We start from the raw sequence: 20,396 nt of genomic DNA, 5'->3' as shown, positions 1-20,396 counted from the left end.
AATAAGCACACCATATACAAATATAGCTTACAGAGCTCTTTGTAAGCTATAACAACTAAACAACATTATCTATAAACGGCATTAATTAAGCACTCAACTTTTACACGGATATCTGTTTTCTTTCATTTCTAGTTGTTATTTGTAAAGACAATTTGCCACTTTTACATAAATTTCAATAAATCAACAATCAAAAATACACATCTTGTTTACATTCTCTTTACATATGCTATGTTTAAGCGTCGCATTTTTGCGAATTTTCGATTTAAACTTAAAAAATAGTTTTCGTCATAAAAATAATTGATAGCTGAATTCAGGGAATAGAGATTAACGTTTCAGCTACAGAATAATAAAGGCACTTATTGAAAGTGCAAAGGAGATAACCAGTGAGAAATAAAGTCGCATTAGCTGTTTCTACAGCCTTAATGTCAGTATCATTAAGCTCAATGGCGAGCGCTAATGATGTTCGCCAATCATTAGCTTTAACTGCACCAAGTAAAGCAAAGTCGTCAATTAACAATACTGTTACAAAAAAATTCTTTTTTGAAGAAGATTTGGCAGCCGGACAATACACCTATATTGTGCGTTTAAAAGATATGCCACTGGCTACTTATGACGGTAGTATTGCTGGTTTATCGGCAACAAATCCTAAAATTGCTAAAAAAGAGCTATTTGCAAAATTAGCAAATAGCAAAATGTCTTCTCAACAAGTTCGCAATGAGTTAAGACTAGATACAAAATCTAAAGCTGCTGTTCAGTACACTAATTATTTAGAAAGCAAGCAAAAAGAGTTTCTTACTCATGCTGCTTCTAAGTTAGGTAAACAAACTAAAGTCCTTCTTCAATACAAGAATGCATTCAATGGTATGGCATTGCGTTTAACACAAGCTGAAGCGGCTAAATTATCAACTTTAAGTGATGTGGCATTTGTTGAACGTGAACGAATGGAGTACATGGAAACAGATACCGGCCCAACACATATCGGCGCACCACAAGTATGGCAAGGTGAAGGCCCTACTGCCACCAATATGGGTGAAGGTGTAATTATCGGTGTAATTGACAGTGGTGTAAATACAGACCACGCGTCGTTTGCTGACGTAGGTGGAGACGGCTATGATCATACTAACCCGTGGGGTGCTGGTAAATATGTCGGGGATTGTGCTGGAGATTTTGCTGAGTTATGTAATGACAAATTAATTGGCGTTCGCTCATACTCAGTAATAACAGACCTTTATGATGACGTTGCTGTATTTGGAGATAACCCACCAGCTAAAAATGGTGAAGATTACGGCGGCCATGGCTCACATACAGCGAGCACTGCAGGTGGTAATATTTTAAATAATGTTCATCTTCATGCTCCAGATACTGGAAAAGCAGAAAGCGATGGCATTGTAAATGAAAGTATTACATTTGAGCAAATGTCCGGCGTTGCTCCACATGCTAATATTGTATCTTATCAGATTTGTCGACCAGGCGACCGTGGTGACACTTACTCAGGCTGTCCGGGTGCTGCAATTATTGCGGCATTAGATGATGCAATAACAGATGGCGTAGATGTTCTAAACTATTCAATTAGTGGTGGTGGAAACCCATGGACTAGCTCAACTGAGCTAGGCTTTTTAGCCGCACAACAAGCTGGTATATTCTCTGCTGTTTCAGCGGGTAACGATGGCCCAGATGCTAATACAACGTCTAAAAATGCACCTTGGTATACCATTGTTGGTGCATCAACTCATAGCCGTGTAGTCGCATCATTTTTAACATTTAATGATAAGACTTACTCTTTCCGTGATAGTTCAGCGACAGCACTTTCAGATACTTTAGTTGGCTCGCCAATTTCATCTATGGATGTAGATGCAGCTAACTTTGAAGGATGTTCAGCTTTTGCCGCTGATGCATTTAAAGATGCAATAGCGTTAATTAGCCGTGGTGGCTGTAGTTTTGTTGACAAAGTAACGCATGCAACAGATGCGGGTGCAACAGCTGTAATTGTATACAACAATCGAGATTTTTCAGATTTATTTGGTATGGCAGGCTTAGAAAACACTACCATTCCTGCAATAGGTATTTCTCAAACTTCAGCTCAGTTGTTACTAGCAGAATTGACCGCCAATCCAGCAATGGATATATCAATCGATCCAACTACTGTAATAGGTGAGGGTCAAGCCGATAATATGGCATCATTCTCTTCACGTGGTCCAAATAATACCGTTGCTGATATTATGACACCATCGGTAACCGCTCCAGGTGTGTCAATCTATGCGGCATACTCTGATCAACAATTCGGTCATGATGTTACAGGAACAGCTCCATCGGATTACAGCTTTTTAAGCGGCACATCAATGTCAGCTCCTCACACTGCTGGTGCTGGTGCCGTATTAAAGTCAGCACATCCAACTTGGACACCTGATAATATTCGTTCTGCATTAATGTTAACTGCTTCGCAAGATGTACGTAAAGAAGATGGTGAAACAAGCGCTGATGTATTTGATATGGGTTCTGGTAGTATTCGTGTAAACTTAGCGACTAATACTGGTTTAATAATGGATGAAACTTTTGCTAACTATATTAAAGCAAATCCTGCAGTTGCTGGTGTTCCTTCTTCATTAAACATTCCATCAATGGCCAACACTAAGTGTATCGATACTTGTTCATGGACTCGTACCTTTACTGCAACTAAAGATGCAAGCTGGGCTGTTACAACAAACACACCTGCAGTAGATGCTGATACTCCTAACAAAATGTCGTTAACTGTTTCACCTGAAAGCTTTGATATTAAAGCGGGGGAAACGCAGACTATTACTGTTACAGCTAATGTAAGTGAAGCAGAAGTAAACACGTGGAATTTCGGTGATGTTACATTAACTTCTGACGGCACTCCTAATGCTAGATTGCCAGTAATGGTGCAAGTATCAGGTAATAACTTACCAGCTAATGCAGCTATTGTTGCAAACCGTGCAGATGGTTCTATTACTTATACTGGGTTAAAATCTAAAGACTTTACCGGTGACATCACTGCAACGACATACGAAGCAAAAGTTATCGAAGAGCGCACTTTGGCAGTTACAGACGGTGATTTAGCATTCTTCACTGTTACATTTGATGAAGTAGTACCTTTGGCAGTATTTTCTACTAGCTCAGATGAAGCACCTGATGCTGACTTACGTATTTTAAACTCATCATTTGCAAGAGTTGGTTCAAGTGGATCTCCAACATCAAACGAGTTAGTAGCAATCAGAGACCTTCCTGCAGATACTTACTATGTTGTAGTTGATGCATATACCGCTTCAGCGCCAGGCGCAACTGATGCTGTTGACGTAAAAGTTTCAACTACTGAGCTTGTAGAAGGTTCAATTAGTGAAGTTGTTACAACATCAATAGTTCAAAACGACAATGACTTTGACTTAACGTTAAACTGGACTGGCGCTGCAAACACTGCCGGTTTAATTGAACTAAAAGATGCTGATAGCAATTTTGTTTTACCTTGGTCAATCACTTTAGGTCAAGCTGATGTTGTAGAAAGTGTATCTGATGACTTAAGCAATGGCGTACAAGACATGATGCCAGGTAAAGCACACCCTGTAGCATTTAATATTGCTCCTAACTTTACTAACAGCGATAAGGTTTACACTTTAGTTGCTGAAGTTACTGAAGGACAAGAGATTGCTAATGTTAACAATGACGGTGAAGTCTCTGGTAATACCATTACTTGGAATATTACTCGAACTGTAGGAGAGTCAACTGAAGCGCTTTCTGTTGGTTTTGATTTAATTCCACGTGCCGCAAGTACCAATAACGAAGTTAAACTTTCAAATACTCTAGGCAGTAATACAGTTGAATCAACATATACATTTGGTGTGGTTGAAGTGGCACCGGTTGCTGCAATTACAGGCCTTTCAAGTGCAACTGAAGGTTCATCGATGACTGTTGATGGTTCAACATCTTCTGATGCAAATGCTGATGAGTTAACGTACTCTTGGAAACAACTATCAGGAACTCCTGTTAGTTTCGACGCAAGTGCGGCATCATTTAGCTTTGAGGCACCAAAAGTATCGAAAGACGAAACTATTTCTTTCCAATTAACTGTTAATGACGGAAACGGTAATACTGATACAACTGTCGCTTCTGCTTCAATCGTTAATAAGAAATCTAGCGGTTCATTTGGTTGGTTAATGTTACTACTTACTCCTATGTTATTTACACGTCGTAAAAAAGCGTAATATTATAGAAGAAGTTAGTTAACAAATAACAAACAGCTTAAAGCCATCAACGTAATGTTGATGGCTTTTTATTGGCAATAACAAAAGTCCTGCTCTACCAATCTCCGCACACAGTTAGTAAAACTCGTAACTTAGGCTTATGCCTCCAAGCCTGTAAGACAGCCTTAAGCGACACAATAAAACTCAGGTTTAATACTTAATAAAGTAGGCGAGTTAACCCAATACATTAAAGAAATAAGTAAATATAAAGATAAATAAATGTGTGGATGGTGGAATTAGTTTATATAAGTCGTTCATCAATAAATGGCAAGCATAGAGCTAGTTTGTAAGTGGAAACACGCTAACGTCAGCATTCAAAATAACTACGGGGATTAAGTAGCAAGCTTTTATTGTAGTTCAGAACAAAAAAAGCAGGGCCGATTTCTCAGCCCTGCTTTTTAATTGAATATTCGCTAAAAATTAAAAGTGGATGGTAGTACCAACAAATACACCATCAAACTCAATATTTGTATATAAGTCATTTAAATCTTCTAGCTCTAACTTAACTGAGCGGTAGCCTGCGTTCAAGTTAACATCTACAGCTAAGTTGTCGATAAGCTCGTAGCTTACCCCAACTTCATAGTCGTATAGCGTATGATCGTCAAATGATAAGAAATTACCTTGAGCATATAAATTTAAGCCTGTTAAAGGTAAGCCAACATTTGTCGCAACGTATAACATAGGAACAATATCTGTCACTGCAATAGTATCAGACTGAGTTACGGTACCTAAGTTAGTAGTAACTTGTGTAGATACAGTTACATCACCATCAAAGTCACGACCAGTGATACCAAAATCAAATGATAATAAGTCATTATCAAACAACTCATAATACAAAGTATAATCAACATAACTTACGTTAAAATCAGCATTTACATTTGCGTCTTTAAGGAAAGTTTCATCGTCAAACTCAAAGTCACTATCAAGGGTTGTCGTACCGTTAGTTTCTAAAGACGTAGACGCAATGCGTGCATTTGGTATGAGAGGCAATGGATGCTCAAAAGCAATGAAAAAGCTATTTTGTTTTTCATCAACTAAGTTAAAGTCAACTAACGAGCTACCGTCACCAAAAGTACCTGAAGCCTGGTTATCCCATACTTGCCCACCTAAATAAATACCTAAGGCATCGGCTTGTACATTTGTTGATAAAACAGTAGCTAAAGCTGCTGCTAATGCAATTTTTTTCATATTTTATTACCCTTGACTCAATAAGTCGTTTAAATCAATCAGTGCTGCGTTGGCACGTGATATATAATTTGCCATTACTAAAGAATGATTGGCAAGCATGCCAAAACCATCACCATTAAGAACCATAGGGCTCCAAACAGCTTCCTGACTTGCTTCTAGCTCTCTTATAATTTGCTGTACACTTACTTTAGCATTTTTCTTTTCTAATACGTCATTAAAATCAATTTCAATAGCTTTTAAAAAATGCAATAAAGCCCAGCAAGCGCCCCGCGCTTCGTAAAATTCATTATCAATTGCCCACCAACTGGTTTTTAATTGCATACTGCTCGCGGTAGACGTTGACTGCTGCGCAACACTATCACCAGCAAGATCAACATTAATTTGCTCACGACCAACACTAGCACTTAAACGCTGAGAATAACTACCTAAGCGTTTAGTAGCCTCTTGAATCCAACCGCGTAAATTGTCTGAGCGAGCATAAAATTGTGCCGACTGATTATTCACTTGTGTTAATGCTGTACGGTAAGCATAAAGCTCTTTAATCGCTTTTTGGTATTCACCTTCCGCACTAGGAATAGCCCAACTGGTATGGTCAATATTAAACTGAGGTTGTGCAACTTTTAAGTTAACATTTTCTACTGATTGTGACTGTGAACGACTAAACTCCTGACGCATAACTAACGCCATATCACGAATCATTTCTAACGCGCCAAGTTCCCACGCAGGAATATTATCAAGAAAAACCGAAGGAGGAATGGCATCATTTGCTAAGTAACCACCAGGCTTGTTCAGCAAAGTTTCGGTCACTCTGATCAACGCCGTAGTAGTTGTATAACCAACAACGGGCGCAACATTTTCTGCTGTGGCCGCTTTTGTTACTTCTTCACGAATATCAAGTTGAGCAGGTTCAAAACTCCAATACACACCAAGAAAATATAAAATAATAACTAAACCGGAGAATGCAGATATCACTGCCTTTGTTGAAATATTAACACTCATAATAAACTCCTAATGGTGATGGTGCTGCTTTTGTTTAAGACCTTTTACCTGATAATTCACATCAAGACTCGACTCATCATCAAAATGCAACGTGATGATAATAGTTTCACCGGCCTTTAGTGGTTGTTTTAAATCAAATATCATCAAATGATAGCCTGATGGCTGAAATACCGTGCTATCGTTAGCTAATATTTCCACAGAATCTCGTTGACGCATGCGCATCATGCCATCTTTCATTATATGCTCATGAATTTCGATACGCTTACTTACCGAACTAGAGGCGGAAATCAAACGTCGGTTTTTGTTGGTTGAGTTATTCAGCGTCATATAAGCCGAAGAAATACTCGTACCAGGAATGGTTTCCCTAACATAGCCATCTTGCGCCGCGACCTGCAATCCTTGGTTGGCAAAACTCACATTAAAAAGTAGGTTAATTGTTAAAAACGCAAGTAAAAAAATAGGTTTACGTATATTAATCATAAGCCGCTATACATCCTTTTTTATCCATATTATGATTCAGCTTCACTATTGTAACTAAGCTCGAGCAAAATGGATAACTTAATTCTTTCAAATGAACACAATGGTGTTCTCATAATTACCATCAACCGTTTCGACAAGAAAAACGCCTTAAACAATGATATGTATATAGAGCTTTGTCGCTTGTTCACATTAGCAAACAGCAATGACGATATTCGCTGTGTGTTAATTCAAGGTGATGAAAAATGCTTTTGCGCTGGTAACGACCTACACGACTTTATTAAATGTAGTGAAAGTGGCGACTTAGCAGCATTTGATCTTGTTAAAGCGCTCGCTGCTTTAGAAAAACCTCTCGTTGCTGCTGTTGCAGGCCCAGCCGTTGGCATTGGTACCACACTATTATTACATTGCGACATGGTTTATGCCGCAAATAATTCAAAATTTAAACTACCATTCACGCAATTGGGTTTAAGCCCAGAAGCTGGCTCAAGCTTATTACTACCGTTGCGTTTAGGCCATAATCGCGCTTTTGAACTACTGGTTTTAGGTAAACTATTTACCGCTGAACAAGCACTCGAATACGGCTTAATTAACGATATTTGCCCTGCCGAAGCACTTTTAGCTACTGCGCTTAATACCGCAGAAGCCATTGCTAAACTACCATTAGACTCATTACTTACTAGCCGAAAATTAATGAAAGCACATACTCAAGCGTTACTGCCACAAGTGATGGAAAACGAAGCAGAGCAATTCAAACGTTTAGTGAATACCGACGAATGTAAAACCATTCTCAATAGCTTTTTTAAATAACATTTTAAGTAGCAAGGCTTTAACTTTGCTTAATGTTAAAGATATAAATAAGCTGAATTAAGTTCAGCTTATTCATTACATCACAGTTTTTTAACCAATAAGTTTCTTCAACTTTTTCTTCAGTTTTTTCACTTTATCTTCGAGCTCTTCATCTTCACTTACATCAATTGCTGCAATAAAGTCTCCCGCTTTAGCTAGCTGCTTTTCATTAATATGCAACTGCGCTAAACGATAATTCACCCAAGGCTTATATTGTTTGTCTGCAATCGGTAAAGCTTGCGTTAAAGCATCTATGCCCAATGCCGTTTCATCACCTGACTTCACCGAAACTTTACCTTGCTGATACAAAGCTCGGCTTTTTTTCTCATCATCTTTTGCGTATTTAACCGCAAAAATTAAATCAGCTCTGGCATCTTGCCAAGCTTCATCGGCTATACTCGCCATGGCACGAGTAAAATATAAAGTGCCACTTTTTGGGTATTTTTCAAAAGCTTCGGCCATGGTTTGCTTGGCAAGTTCTGGCTTTTCTGTTTGCCAATAAACATTGGCTATTTGGCTATAGCCTTGTTCAGCATCGTACTGTTGAAGCTGCTTGGCAAAAGTAAGCGCTTGCTCTGTATCACCACCAGCAATACTAGGCGCATTTAAATGGAATCCGATCAAGGTATTAAGCGCATCTTGGTGGTCTGGTTTCAGTTCTATCGTTTTTTCCATGGCTTTAATAAAGTCTTTTGCGTAACCCAGTTTGGAAAAAATACTCGCTTTTTGTGCCATTATTACTGCACTAACACCCAAATAATAATTTACATCAACATTGCTGCTATGTTGATCCTGCAATTCTTCAAAGTAATCAAATGCATCTTCGGTATCTTCTTTAACCAGCATTAGTCGCCCGGTTAATACTTTTCCATCAATACTGTTTTTTTCAGCTGCTGACAATTCATCAAACGCGTATTGCGCAGCAACTTTATCCTCAGCCTCTAATGCCTGTTGCACTTCGTTAATATCGGCAACACTTACCATACTTACGCTGCTAGCAATTACTAACGCCACCAATTTTCTTTTCATTTTACGTCCTGTATTTTTCTTATTCATCATATTAAGCAATGTTAATATTGAGCTGCTCTTTTATCTCGTGTCACTAACCAAATTACCATTGCGATTAAAATAATTGGCCAAAATACACCAATCAACAACATAGCACCGCCACCTAACAGCAATATAGCGACAAATATTAGCGAGCCAAATACACTCATGGCAATAGCCAATGCAACCAATACCAATAACACTACAACTAATGCTGAGATACTAATTGCCTTTAATGGTTCAATCAATTGTTCGCCAATGTATATATCTACATCAAGTAGCTCAATCAAACTCGTGCCCAAAACATAAGTTAAAAACATGGTGGCAAAAATTGCTAAAAATAATGATTTAAAGAATGACATTGGCTCTCCCTCGTTATAAAGCGCCTGCTAGCACTAAAATTAAATACTACTCCTGCAACAGAAAGTTAATATCTACTTGTTTTCGACGGCATTAATAATGTTGCAACTAAGTAAGCAACACCTGTAGCTACAGGGAACATTAGCAAGGCAACAATGGCACCAGCTCTAACCGCAATACGAGGTACGTTATAGTGCTTGGCAATACCACCACAAACGCCTGACAACTTCTTATGAACCGTATCTTTCGTTAAGGTTTTATTTACTGAATATTCGCGATTAAAACTCATTTTTTACTCCTCATGTCCAATTTTGGTATCTTTGAACATCAACTTAAAAATAACTAGTAGCCCAGCACCGATAAAGAAACTAACCACTGGTGTAATAAACATCACACCAGCAATTAACCACGATGAAAATGCCACGTTAATACCTTGCCAATTTCTTAACCGTTAACAACTTTTTTCTTAAGTTGCTCAAGCTCTTGCTCGATGTTTTCATTAGTTTCTAATTCACGAAACTGGCTATCTAAATCTTTTGCGGTAGTCATATCGTAAGCTTCAACTTCTGCTTCAACACGGTCGATTTTTTGCTGGTAGCGCTCAAACTTGCTAATAGCTTCATCGATATTGTAAACCGCTGCTTTTTCACGAACTTTCAAGCGAACTTGTGCTGACTGTTGACGCATGGCATAGGCTTCTTGCTTACGTTTTGCTTCGCTTAATTTATCTTGCAAGCGTTGCCCGTCTTGTTGAACCGCTGTTAAAAATTCATCAAACTGGCTTAGCTCTTCATTAAATTCAGCTAATTTTTGTGCACAGCTTTGTTTTTCTACTAACGCTGACTTAGCTAAATCTTCGCGACCTTTAGTTATCGCTAGCTCCGCTTTTTGCTGCCAATTAGCAACACGACTTTCCATATCACGAATATTGCGCATTACCGTTTTCTTTTCCGCAATGTGCTTCGCGGCTGTTGAACGTACTTCAACTAGAGTTTCTTCCATTTCCTGAATAATCAACTTGATCATTTTTTCAGGGTTTTCTGCTTTATCTAGCATCGAATTAATGTTCGCATTAACAATATCTGTGAATCGTGAAAACATGCCCATGGTTTTTCTCCTATTACTCTTCTGAAGTTTGTTGTTTTTGTTGACGTAATTTACTTTGCTTTGTAACTGTTGCCACGTCTTGACTGCTTACTAAGGTGTAGCGCATTGAAAATCGTTGCAGCTCAGCTTTAATTGAATTTGAGACTTCTGCAGATAAATCACGTGCAACCTTTTGTCCTTGTGCCTGTACTGTTGCTGCTAAGCTTCTTTCCAGTGAAGCCTCTTGTGCCGAAGCACCTACTGTAAATAGCAACGTACAAGATAATAAAACGGTGCTTAAAGCGTGTTTACTTTGTAATAGTTTCATTATTAATATCCTTATGTCTGTCACATGAAAAACTAACGATTAGCTCTTCTTGTTGATTTCTGATATTACTATTACAAGTGCTGTGCCAACTGCTTAAAAACCTTTAACATATTGTTATTTAGGCATTTTAATTTCTCAACATAAAAACCACCCAATCGCGACATAATATGTCACACGAAAATATGGTCAATATTATCATCAAGGTTAGTGAAATTGACCAACCAAAATAGGAAGGTGAATTTAGAAAGGGAAAGCGAAGTAGCAAATAAGATATAAATGAAAATGGCGGGCTACCGCCATCAATTTAAGAAATGTAACCTAAATTGGTATTAGGCTTTAGTTACAGTTAGCCTTTTTCAACTTGGGTATGCTCGAGTGAGCCCCATTCACTCCAAGAGCCATCGTAAACACGTACATTATTCAAATCACATATATTGGCGGCTAGCGCTAATACACAAGCCGTAACGCCCGAACCACAGCTCATAATCATAGCTTTATTGTCAGCATTTAAGCTTTTAAATATGGTAGCCACTTCATCACGGCTTTTAAATACACCTTGCTCTAATAAATCATTAAAAGGCAAGTTTTTAGAATGTGGAATATGACCACTGCGCACACCAGCACGAGGTTCAGCAACCTCGCCTTTAAAACGCGCATTGGCTCTTGCATCAAGAATTAGCTCAGTTTGTTGTTGCGTTTGCTTCTCTACAGTTTGCCAATCACAAAAATAGTTTTCCTTAGCTGTCGCTATAAAGTCACCTTCTATTACTAACTTATCTTTACTTTCAGCGCTTACTAATGGCTTATTCAACTTAACCCAATAAGGTAATCCGCCATCTAACACTGCAACATTTTTATGTCCCATGGCTTTGAACATATACCAAGCTCTAGCGGCTGAAAATAAACCCAGGTCGTCATAAATAACAATTTGGCTTTGTTGATTAATACCTAATGCTTGTGCGGCACGTTCAAAATGTGCAGCTGATGGCATGGTATGAGGTATGTTACTTTCAAGATCAGAAAAGTCTTTGTTTAAGTCGAATCGACGGGTATTAGGAATAGTATGCTTTGGCCAACTATATTCAGCGGCTTTCATATTCCCTACCGGAGGCATACTCGCATCTAATAATACTAAATCGGCTCTATCTAAAATTGCATGTAAATCAATACAAGAAATTAACTGTTGGAAATGGGTCATTTTAATAACACTATGCTGATTAACATAATGCAAAATTAACTGACTTCAGTCAGAATGTACAGCACAGGAAAACGTGGCATAAATGATTTAATTTTGAACAGTGCTAAGTATGATAATAATTAGCAAAACAACAGGGAAATTTAAGAAAATCGCTTTATATAAAAAACAAATGTGTAGCAGCAAAAATAAGCATTAAATAAAAATGCCGTAAGGTTTTTATTTACACTCACCTTACGACAATAATGAATTTTTACCTTGCTCTAAACGAGCAACAACAAAAGACGTTGCTAACATACATACACCCGGCAACATAAATAAAGTAAATAACACAGTTAAACTTGGCATTGCATCAATCCTTTTAAGCAGTTTTATCGTAACATTTTTAAATTGTTACTAATTAAGTTGCATAAACACTTACAAAGGTTGTGCCAAGGATCGAAAAAAATACTAACCAATTGTTTTTAATGTGAATTTAATTTTTACAATTTTGCTGAATTTGTTAAATATTCCTTATTTAATGGTCAATGTGGTTAAATTAACTAATTAATAGCTAATTTATATCAATTTCAGAAATTTCACGGCATTTGTCGTATAAAATGTCCCGAAATCGAGAAGCCATATACCGATATCGGGATTTTCTAAAAAAGGAGAGTCGTTACAACAACGCATTCCATAAGATAAATTCTAGAGGTTATTCGCTAACATTTAACTCAGGGTTTAGCCTTACTACATTAGCAAAAGCTTGGTGCAAAATATCACCAGTGACTTCCTTACCGCTACAATTTTCACTTAAAAAACGGCGAAATTGTTTAGCGCCAGCCAAACCATTGCATAATCCCAACATATGCCTAATAACGTGCCATGCACGACCACCATTAGCCACGTTACGGTCAATATACTCAGCCATTTCATTAACAATAACTTGTCGTGATTTTACCGCCGTATTGGCCTGCCAAATGGCGTTATCAGCTTCTGCCAACATGTAAGGGTTTTGATAAACTTCTCGGCCTATCATTACACCGTCAATATGCTGCAAATGCTCATTGGCCTCAGTGTAACTTTTAATGCCGCCATTAATTGAAATTTCTAACGCAGGAAAGTCACGCTTAACTTGATAAACTCTTTGATAATCCAGCGGTGGAATATCTCTATTTTGCTTAGGACTTAATCCACTTAACCAAGCTTTGCGCGCATGAATAATAAAGTGCTGACACCCAGCGGCACTTACGGTTGTTAAAAACTTATGTAAAAACTCATAGCTGTCTAAGTCATCAATACCAATACGAGACTTCACCGTAATAGGTACATTCGTGGCATTTTGCATACTTGCCACACAATCAGCAACCAACTGTGGTTCAGCCATTAAACATGCGCCAAACATACCGTTTTGCACACGGTCTGACGGACAACCAACATTAATGTTAATTTCATCATAGCCATGCTGCTCGGCTATTTTTGCGCATTCCGTCATCGCTTTTACATCACTACCGCCAAGTTGCAATACCACTGGATGCTCTTGCTCGTTATATTCTAAGTAGTTGCCTTTACCAAACAAAATGGCACCTGTGGTGACCATTTCGGTATACAGCACAGTCTGCTTCGACATAACGCGATAAAAATAACGACAATGGCGATCAGTCCAATCCAGCATGGGTGCTATGGAAAGCTTGTGACTAATTGAATTTGTTGAGTTTATTGGTTTTACTGGGTTTAACACTTATTCACCTTACAAAAACTACTGTATGAATTACCATGAATTGCTTTGAATTACCTTCAATTTCGATCTATGGTACACCATATGTACACCATTAAAGAGTAGGATTTTCGATGGCATCATTCACAATTACAAAACGCGCTAGAGCCAATGGTGACTTCAGTTACCGCTGTGGAATCGTTGTTAAAAAAAACAACGCGATTATACACCGAGAATCCAAAACATTCCGTAAAAAAGAATTAGCCCGAATTTACGGTAAAAAGCGAGTACAAGAAATTGAAAGCGAAGAGTTAGGAATTAAAAAAGCTGTATCTCTTGCTGACCTAATAGATTTATACGTTAACGATGAAAGCTTATGGGAAAACACAGGCAGAACTAAACGTTACGTAATATTAATGCTCCGCGACTGTGATATAGCCAAAATTCAGAGTAACAAACTAAAAAGTAGTGACTTAATTAAACATTGCAAAGAGAGACGTGAAGCGGGAACAAAACCAGTAACTATCTATCACGACATTTCATATTTACGTGGAGTGATGAAAAAAGCCTATCCTGTATTTAATATCGAAGCTAACTACCAAATCTTTGATGAAGCTTTGCCAACCTTAATTGACATGAAGTTAATAGGTAAAAGTGAAAGAAGAACTAGGCGCCCTACTCAAGTTGAATTAGATAAATTGAAGATAGGCTTAGAAAAAAGACAAAGCCAAAAGGCCAATGGCCAAATAAGAATACCTTATCTCGATATATTAGAATTTAGCATTTTAACCTGTATGCGCATTGGTGAAGTATGCAAAATAAAATGGGAAGACTTAAATCGAGAAAATAAAACAGTACTTATTCGTGACAGGAAAGATCCAAGAAAAAAAGAAGGTAATCACATGATTGCTCCGCTATTAGGTGAATCATTTAATATTGCCATTAGGCAACCTAATAACAGTGAATTTATTTTTCCGTATAACCCTAAAAGTGTAACTGCAGGATTTCAACGTGTTAGAAACGAATTAGGCATTGAAGACTTACGATATCACGACTTAAGACGTGAAGGAGCAAGCAGGTTATTTGAACAAGGCTACTCCATTGAAGAAGTAGCTCAAGTCACAGGGCATAGAAACTTGAATGTTCTTTGGCAGGTTTATACGCAGTTGTTTCCACATAAATTACATAAAAAGTTTAAATGAAAATAAGCATTAGATAGATGTAGCGCAAGCTTCTACAAGATTAGAATCTTTAATATACCTTTCGACTCTAAAGTCAGTTAGCTTGTTAATCAAATCAATGACTTCTTTCACCGTTGGAATTAAAAAATCATACGCTTTGCCTGCCTTGTTAGCGGCAGCAACAATTATTCCAGAATCTGAAACCTTTGCAACTCCCCCTTTTTCTTCCAATACTATATTTTCAGATATTTTTTGTCTCAATTGATTAGTAATCTCATTAATATCAGGTAGCTGACCATTAAATCTTTTCAATATTGTAATATCAACCTTTTGTATCGAACGGATAATTGTGGAGTCCGCACGATCTAAAGCGTCATATGATCGCTGTGATAAATCTATCGCTCGGTCTAAATAAACTTTAAAAGCATCATAACTACCTAATTCAGGGGCTTCTGCAGTAATAAGAGTAATCATTTTGGCTCTATTACTTTCAAAAGTACTCCTATGACTAATTAGTTTATTATAAATATCACCAATACTGGTTAAATGCTTATGACCTTCGGCTAAACGTTCTGAACTATCGTAAACACACTGAGCAGAAGTAATTGCACTTGTATAAATCTGCAATTGAAAAGGAATACTTTGATACGTCTTACGAGATGATTGATACCCAAGACCAATTGCCGTAGTTTTTAATACATCTGAATGCAGATTTGATACTTCAGCACCTATCCCGAGCGTAACTAGGTTTAAAATCCAAGAATCATAATCATTATTATCTTTATATGTCTTCATTACCCGCGATTTATAACTCTGACTAACTTTTGAGGCATAATTACGCGCATTACATACTGGGTTATTAGTGCATCCTTTGGCATTTTCGGTGTCAACATAATTAGATATTTCTAATGGAGTGAAAGATACACACCCTGAGATAATTAAACCTACAAAAGCTAACATTAACTTTTTCATACTTAAATCCCTTTAAATGAAATTAAGGCCTTTCAAACCATTTCCAACAAACTTTAACAAATAATAGTCCAAAATTAAGCATTTACAAATCTTTAGAGCTTACGAACTCGACAATGCAACTGAGATACTTTACCCCCGTATTACTAGAACGGGGGTTCTTTTATGGTATTAATAAATACTTCAGAATTAGTTAAGTTTTTTGCTTCATCAATTCGAGTTAATAACCAAAGCATCAACAAAGAAGTAGGGATACAAAACAAACTAAGCACAAGAAATAGAGCCAATGACATCAAACCAAAATCTTCAATAATTATTTCATAATTTATTAAAGGGAGAGCCCCGATAGTGCCTACAACAACGTATACCGAAAACAAAATAACATGCTCTTTAAACCTACTAGCCCTACTAGAAAACTTTTCATTCCATTGAAACTTATTATTTTGCATATCAATTGAAAGGTATCGTTTGCATTGAGCAAATTTTTTAATGTATGAATAAGCTCCGGGTGTATATAAAAACCATTCAATGTGTTCTGGTCTTATTTCACGTCGAGTTACAGGACTTAAGGCAACTAATAATGTACTTAAATTATCTAAGGCATTTTTACCACACAACAACCGAAGCTTTTCATAATGTTCCAAATTTAACGTATGATATTTCAAAGACATCATTTGCAACCTTGAGATGAGAAGAGGAACAGTAATTCCAGCAACTATTAATGATGATATAAACGATATAATTTGAACAGACATGATAATTCCTTTTAAAACTAGATAAGCAATGCCTAACTATGAAATGCTTTTAAAAGCCTAGAAACATAACAAAACAATTACAGACCTTCTACAGCGTGTAATACCCTGTAATATTTTTGACATCCAACCCCAAATTTTCATAGAACGTGAACAAGTTCACAACCTCAGTCAAATTTGGCGTTACCGTTTTTCTTCTGGTGCTTCACTAACAATCTTGTACATATGCACCCGATTGATGAAATTAAATTCTGTAGATTCATTCCAGAGTTTAAGCAGATAGTTAAACTCTTTGACTTCATATGGCGTGGCTGTTTCGGTGAGGACTTTCTCTGACAGTCGATTAAAGCGATTGAATTGCTCTTTATTCATGATAAACATTCCTTGTTTACTGACACTGCAATATTAACTATCGCTCATGATGTGAAAATATCAAGGTTAGTGACGCGCTCACACGTCCTCGTTGCTCAGGCTTCGCCCTCGTCCTTGAGAGCGACTTTTTGATTAGTTAGCTGAGAGTAATGACGGGCTTTGTGGTGTGGAATTATTCGTGGGTCTGTTGTTAATGGTTCTTGGGGTGCAATAAACAATGCGTTTTTTCTTACCTCGCGATAATTCAACGGCGCATTCATTGATGTAATGCACTTTGATACCGAAGAACTGAAGGTCAGTGCTGTTAATGGCTATTTCGTTTTGCTGTTCGGTTAAGGTGAAGAAGTACTCTTTGTACTTTTTGTCTTTGTTAAGCACCACATCAAGATAACCCGTGAAATATATCTTGGTGGCATTATACGGTAGCCCTAAAGAAACAGCGTTTTCATTATTATTCGTATCAGGGTCAGTATCACCAAAAAAACGAGGAGTTTCAGCAGTGGCCTTGCCAGAAACTTGAGGGTTTTCTTGATGGCTTTTTTGAGACTCTTGAACAACCACCTTGTCGTCAGTTTGAAAAAAGCCCCACCATGTCGCATAACTGATACAAAGAACCAGTATGGCGATTGTAAAAATAAAAGTAGGATCTTTGAGCGCGGCAACGCCTCCTCCATTGCTACTGACGTTTCCAGTTGAGGTACTTCGATAAAGCTTGTGAACGTCGAGTGGGATTTTCCGCCATTTGGTGGGGTCGTCTTTCTTTTTGGGGTGTCCGGTTGATTTGGGGCTGTGTTCATGGATACGTACCCTGCGTTTGTAGTAAGGAATGAATTCGAGCATTTCATAGTATTTATGGCCGTAAGCAAATTCGCAGACAGAGCGAACGAGTTTATGTATTTCGGTAATTTCAGGTGTGCAGTACACAATGTCCCAATTGTATTTGCGGTGACGCATGTTGGCTTCACGCATGGTGCGTGGATAAATCATGTTGCCATTGGTATCGAGTACCACTTCCCCTGAATCATCAATTAAATCATCGTCGACTTCAGGTGAGAACGTGGTTAGTTCTTTGATGTAGTAGTCATAGAATTTTTCGGGCAATTTCTCTTTAATGACTTCAATACCGAGTTGGTCTTTAGGTACATCAAATTCAATCGGTTTGAATACGGTCGTATCGGCTGGGAAGATGTCTTGGACTTCGTCCATGACGATAAAGGCTTTAACGGGCATCCACCAAAACCAACGACGCCATAGGTATTGGCCTTTACTACTTTGAGACGATAAACGCCAAATGTCCGCCCCTTGTGGGAAGGTTTCGTTGAGTTCTATTTCAATGGTTTCTTTGGTACACATGCCTTCAATGTTGGTGACGACTAAGCGACCTTGGCGAAGTGCTTCAAGGACACGAAACCAAACCACACTGGCAGATTTGAACGAACCAGGAGGGCCATGAAAAATATGTGCAGCCATTAGCTAAATAACCTCATGACAAATTTAGTAACATAGGCATTAAGAATTAAGTTAATGCCATCGAATAAACGCATATCGACAAAGGCTTGTCGTACATCTTGTGGCAGTAGTGACATATTGGCGGTGATTTGGCTCATGATGTTTAAGTCAGCAATAATGACTTTGGCGATGCCCCAAGAAAATTTCATGAACTCAATTTGATTGTAAATCTTGACCTTAACAGCAAACACTATAAGCCAAGCCCAAAAACGCTCTATCATCGTTGGAATATCATCAAAAACGTACGTCCAGTAATCGCCTATTTCATCGGCGAGCATTTGCGAAGTACCCGCAACGTCTTTGTACTCTTGAGCGAAAACCAAACAAGGCGTTAACAGGAGCGTAAGTAAAAGCGCTGAGCGGGACAGTGTTAAACGAAACATTAGTCTTTTCCTCCTAAGATAATGAAAGCCGCAAGGATTGAGCAACCTAATAGAATAGGCGCAGCCAATAAGGCAAAGAATGAGCTGAAACGACTTAAGGAAATATCAAAAGTGCCTTGGGTGAGACTTAAATTACGGGCGGTATAGCCAGAAGCCGAAGGCACGGTAATGCTCATAAGTGTTGATGCTTCGCCTTTGATGGTATTAATTTGTGTACTGAGCTCAGTTTGTAATGCTTCAACTTCCGTCTTGAGTTTGGCAATGGCTGCCTCATCAAACATAGAATTGAACTTAGATTTGTCTTTATCTTGTGTCGTGGTGGTGTATTTTTTCTTTTCTTCAATTTCATCCAGCTTGGCCACCACAGCACCTGAGCCACCGCCACCTGCAACAACCGTTCTCACACTTTTTACTGCATCAATAAGTTTGTCATTACCACTTTTGATGGTAGAGATTAATGCTTCGTTACCTTTGCGGTTGGTTAGCTCTAGAGTTCTCAGGTTGTCATTAGTATCTTGAGTCAATGCTGCAATGTCTTGTAAACCTTTTTCAGTATTCGTTAGGTCAGCATTGGGATCGGGTGTCCATTCCCCACCGGAATCAAGGCAAGACGCGCAACCACCTGAAATAGCCACAGAGCATGTACCGGCAATGCTAGTAGGTGGGCATGATGTTTGAGTATAATCTCCAGACTTATCCCACGTACCACCGAGTTCTTCACAAATACCTTTGTAAGCAGAGCCAGCAACAACAGAGCATGTGCCATTATCATCAAAATAATCAGAATCCCCCTCACCAACATCGGGATGTCTTGCTGCGTCACAATAAAAACCCGCCTGAGTTTCTAAGCAACCATCATCACAAATTTCTGAGCCTTGAACGTTAGTACAGTGCTGACTCTTGTTGGCCTCACAATAGTTAATGCCACCGCTAGAGAAACAACCGTCACTACCATCCCCTGTACCTACACCATCATAAGGCGGGTCGTCCGATACCGCGCAACCCTCGATGTTTTGACCTGCCCCTATATAATAGGAATAGTCACTACCTGATTGGCGTACTACATCACAAGACACACCGCTGGGTGCGGTATAACATAATGAATCCCCCGTATTGTTACCCGAATCTAAAACTAGTCGACGACAAAAATCATCAACACTTTTATTTTCAGATTGTTCTAATAGGTATTGCTCATATTGAGCTGGGTCATAACACATAAAAGAATCTTCACCGGTATCATAGCTTGCAATGTAAAGCGGAAAACCAAGTGGAGGACAACTTTCAGCTTCTTTAGAGCCTAGTTGTTGGACAAAATATGATTGAGTGTATTCAACAGTCGTACACTTGTTAAATTTCCATTTTTTAACTTCAACAGTGAAGCGTAATGCCGCCCCTTCAATAACATAAGACACTGTATTGCTATTACAAATATCATCTTTGGGGATTTCATCAGCAATTTGTTGACCAATAGCTACACATGAAGGTATTTGAGCGGACGGCTCAGGAGAATCAGAAGAATGAGGCCCACTACGATATTCACCTCCCGAACTTGACACACAGTTAAACTCATAAAAAATCTTTTTATCAGGTGATTTAAGATCTATCGTTCCATCTTTAAATGGATCTGCTTCTTCTTGTGCGATTGTAAAAAATGAAGCAAAAAAAGCGACTAGTAAAGCCGCTTTTGATGTGATGCTGCGACCACAGTTAGCTTGCGCGTATGCCACTGGAGAACCCCTCAACAAAGCA

20 protein-coding genes are annotated in these 20,396 nt (G+C 38.3%); 3 read left to right on the top strand and 17 right to left on the bottom strand.

Annotated features, from left to right (window positions below):
* The first annotated feature begins 383 nt into the window (after positions 1–383).
* A complete protein-coding gene (locus tag AC27HL_RS17430; RefSeq protein WP_487082329.1) occupies positions 384–4,217 on the top strand; it encodes a S8 family serine peptidase in 3,834 nt (1,277 codons plus the stop codon).
* 459 nt (positions 4,218–4,676) lie between these two features.
* Here the strand turns inward: AC27HL_RS17430 and AC27HL_RS17425 are convergent, their stop codons facing one another.
* Genes AC27HL_RS17425 through AC27HL_RS17415 form a run of 3 tightly spaced genes read right to left on the bottom strand, consistent with a single transcriptional unit; the run spans position 4,677 to position 6,923 of the window.
* Positions 4,677–5,444, bottom strand: coding sequence for a TIGR04219 family outer membrane beta-barrel protein (locus AC27HL_RS17425; RefSeq protein ID WP_487082328.1), 768 nt, complete (start codon positions 5,442–5,444; stop codon positions 4,677–4,679).
* Between the two features lie 6 nt (positions 5,445–5,450).
* Positions 5,451–6,443, bottom strand: coding sequence for a DUF2333 family protein (locus AC27HL_RS17420; protein WP_487082327.1), 993 nt, complete (start codon positions 6,441–6,443; stop codon positions 5,451–5,453).
* A gap of 9 nt (positions 6,444–6,452) precedes the next feature.
* Entirely contained in the window at positions 6,453–6,923 is a 471-nt protein-coding gene (locus AC27HL_RS17415) for a copper chaperone PCu(A)C (protein WP_487082326.1), read from the bottom strand.
* A 69-nt stretch (positions 6,924–6,992) separates the two neighbouring features.
* On the opposite strand from AC27HL_RS17415, the gene AC27HL_RS17410 reads away from it, so the two are divergent.
* Positions 6,993–7,730 carry an enoyl-CoA hydratase-related protein gene (locus AC27HL_RS17410; protein WP_487082325.1) on the top strand — a complete coding sequence of 246 codons (738 nt, stop codon included), beginning with the start codon at positions 6,993–6,995 and terminating at the stop codon, positions 7,728–7,730.
* Between the two features lie 90 nt (positions 7,731–7,820).
* Here the strand turns inward: AC27HL_RS17410 and AC27HL_RS17405 are convergent, their stop codons facing one another.
* The 8 genes from AC27HL_RS17405 to dusA form a co-directional block, all read right to left on the bottom strand.
* A complete protein-coding gene (locus tag AC27HL_RS17405) occupies positions 7,821–8,798 on the bottom strand; it encodes a tetratricopeptide repeat protein (protein ID WP_487082324.1) in 978 nt (325 codons plus the stop codon).
* Positions 8,799–8,839: 41 nt separating this feature from the next.
* Positions 8,840–9,178, bottom strand: a complete 339-nt coding sequence (locus AC27HL_RS17400; RefSeq protein WP_487082323.1) for a hypothetical protein — start codon at positions 9,176–9,178, stop codon at positions 8,840–8,842.
* Between the two features lie 65 nt (positions 9,179–9,243).
* Positions 9,244–9,465 (bottom strand): PspC domain-containing protein, encoded by a 222-nt coding sequence (locus tag AC27HL_RS17395; RefSeq protein ID WP_487082322.1) that lies wholly within the window; start codon positions 9,463–9,465, stop codon positions 9,244–9,246.
* A 3-nt stretch (positions 9,466–9,468) separates the two neighbouring features.
* The gene (locus AC27HL_RS17390) at positions 9,469–9,600 is read right to left on the bottom strand and encodes a hypothetical protein (RefSeq protein WP_487082321.1); all 132 of its coding nucleotides are present in this window, start codon (positions 9,598–9,600) and stop codon (positions 9,469–9,471) included.
* A gap of 20 nt (positions 9,601–9,620) precedes the next feature.
* On the bottom strand, positions 9,621–10,283 hold the full coding sequence (pspA, locus tag AC27HL_RS17385; protein ID WP_487082320.1) for a phage shock protein PspA: 663 nt from the start codon (positions 10,281–10,283) through the stop codon (positions 9,621–9,623).
* A 13-nt stretch (positions 10,284–10,296) separates the two neighbouring features.
* A complete protein-coding gene (locus tag AC27HL_RS17380) occupies positions 10,297–10,590 on the bottom strand; it encodes a hypothetical protein (RefSeq protein ID WP_487082319.1) in 294 nt (97 codons plus the stop codon).
* A gap of 346 nt (positions 10,591–10,936) precedes the next feature.
* Positions 10,937–11,788, bottom strand: a complete 852-nt coding sequence (locus AC27HL_RS17375) for a sulfurtransferase (RefSeq protein WP_487082318.1) — start codon at positions 11,786–11,788, stop codon at positions 10,937–10,939.
* A 691-nt stretch (positions 11,789–12,479) separates the two neighbouring features.
* Positions 12,480–13,439: a tRNA dihydrouridine(20/20a) synthase DusA gene (gene dusA / locus AC27HL_RS17370; protein ID WP_487082370.1), complete on the bottom strand. Its 960-nt coding sequence runs from the start codon at positions 13,437–13,439 to the stop codon at positions 12,480–12,482.
* Positions 13,440–13,615: 176 nt separating this feature from the next.
* Here dusA and AC27HL_RS17365 point away from each other — a divergent pair, with 176 nt between their 5' ends.
* A complete protein-coding gene (locus AC27HL_RS17365) occupies positions 13,616–14,683 on the top strand; it encodes a tyrosine-type recombinase/integrase (RefSeq protein WP_487082317.1) in 1,068 nt (355 codons plus the stop codon).
* Positions 14,684–14,692: 9 nt separating this feature from the next.
* On the opposite strand, the gene AC27HL_RS17360 is transcribed toward AC27HL_RS17365, so the two are convergent.
* The 6 genes from AC27HL_RS17360 to AC27HL_RS17335 all read right to left on the bottom strand — a co-directional run bounded on the left by AC27HL_RS17360 (position 14,693) and on the right by AC27HL_RS17335 (position 20,374).
* Positions 14,693–15,634: a hypothetical protein gene (locus AC27HL_RS17360; RefSeq protein ID WP_487082316.1), complete on the bottom strand. Its 942-nt coding sequence runs from the start codon at positions 15,632–15,634 to the stop codon at positions 14,693–14,695.
* Positions 15,635–15,777: 143 nt separating this feature from the next.
* Positions 15,778–16,386 carry a hypothetical protein gene (locus tag AC27HL_RS17355; RefSeq protein ID WP_487082315.1) on the bottom strand — a complete coding sequence of 203 codons (609 nt, stop codon included), beginning with the start codon at positions 16,384–16,386 and terminating at the stop codon, positions 15,778–15,780.
* A gap of 180 nt (positions 16,387–16,566) precedes the next feature.
* Positions 16,567–16,755: a hypothetical protein gene (locus tag AC27HL_RS17350; RefSeq protein ID WP_487082314.1), complete on the bottom strand. Its 189-nt coding sequence runs from the start codon at positions 16,753–16,755 to the stop codon at positions 16,567–16,569.
* 132 nt (positions 16,756–16,887) lie between these two features.
* Positions 16,888–18,225, bottom strand: a complete 1,338-nt coding sequence (locus AC27HL_RS17345; protein ID WP_487082313.1) for a zonular occludens toxin domain-containing protein — start codon at positions 18,223–18,225, stop codon at positions 16,888–16,890.
* Positions 18,225–18,647, bottom strand: coding sequence for a DUF2523 family protein (locus tag AC27HL_RS17340; protein WP_487082312.1), 423 nt, complete (start codon positions 18,645–18,647; stop codon positions 18,225–18,227). The genes AC27HL_RS17345 and AC27HL_RS17340 overlap by 1 nt, the downstream gene beginning before the upstream one ends.
* Positions 18,647–20,374, bottom strand: a complete 1,728-nt coding sequence (locus AC27HL_RS17335; protein WP_487082311.1) for a hypothetical protein — start codon at positions 20,372–20,374, stop codon at positions 18,647–18,649. Before AC27HL_RS17335 ends, AC27HL_RS17340 begins: the two co-directional genes overlap by 1 nt.
* Positions 20,375–20,396 lie beyond the last annotated feature (22 nt).

The organism is Colwellia aquaemaris (assembly GCF_057548755.1).
This window is presented reverse-complemented; position numbering and strand designations above follow the sequence as displayed.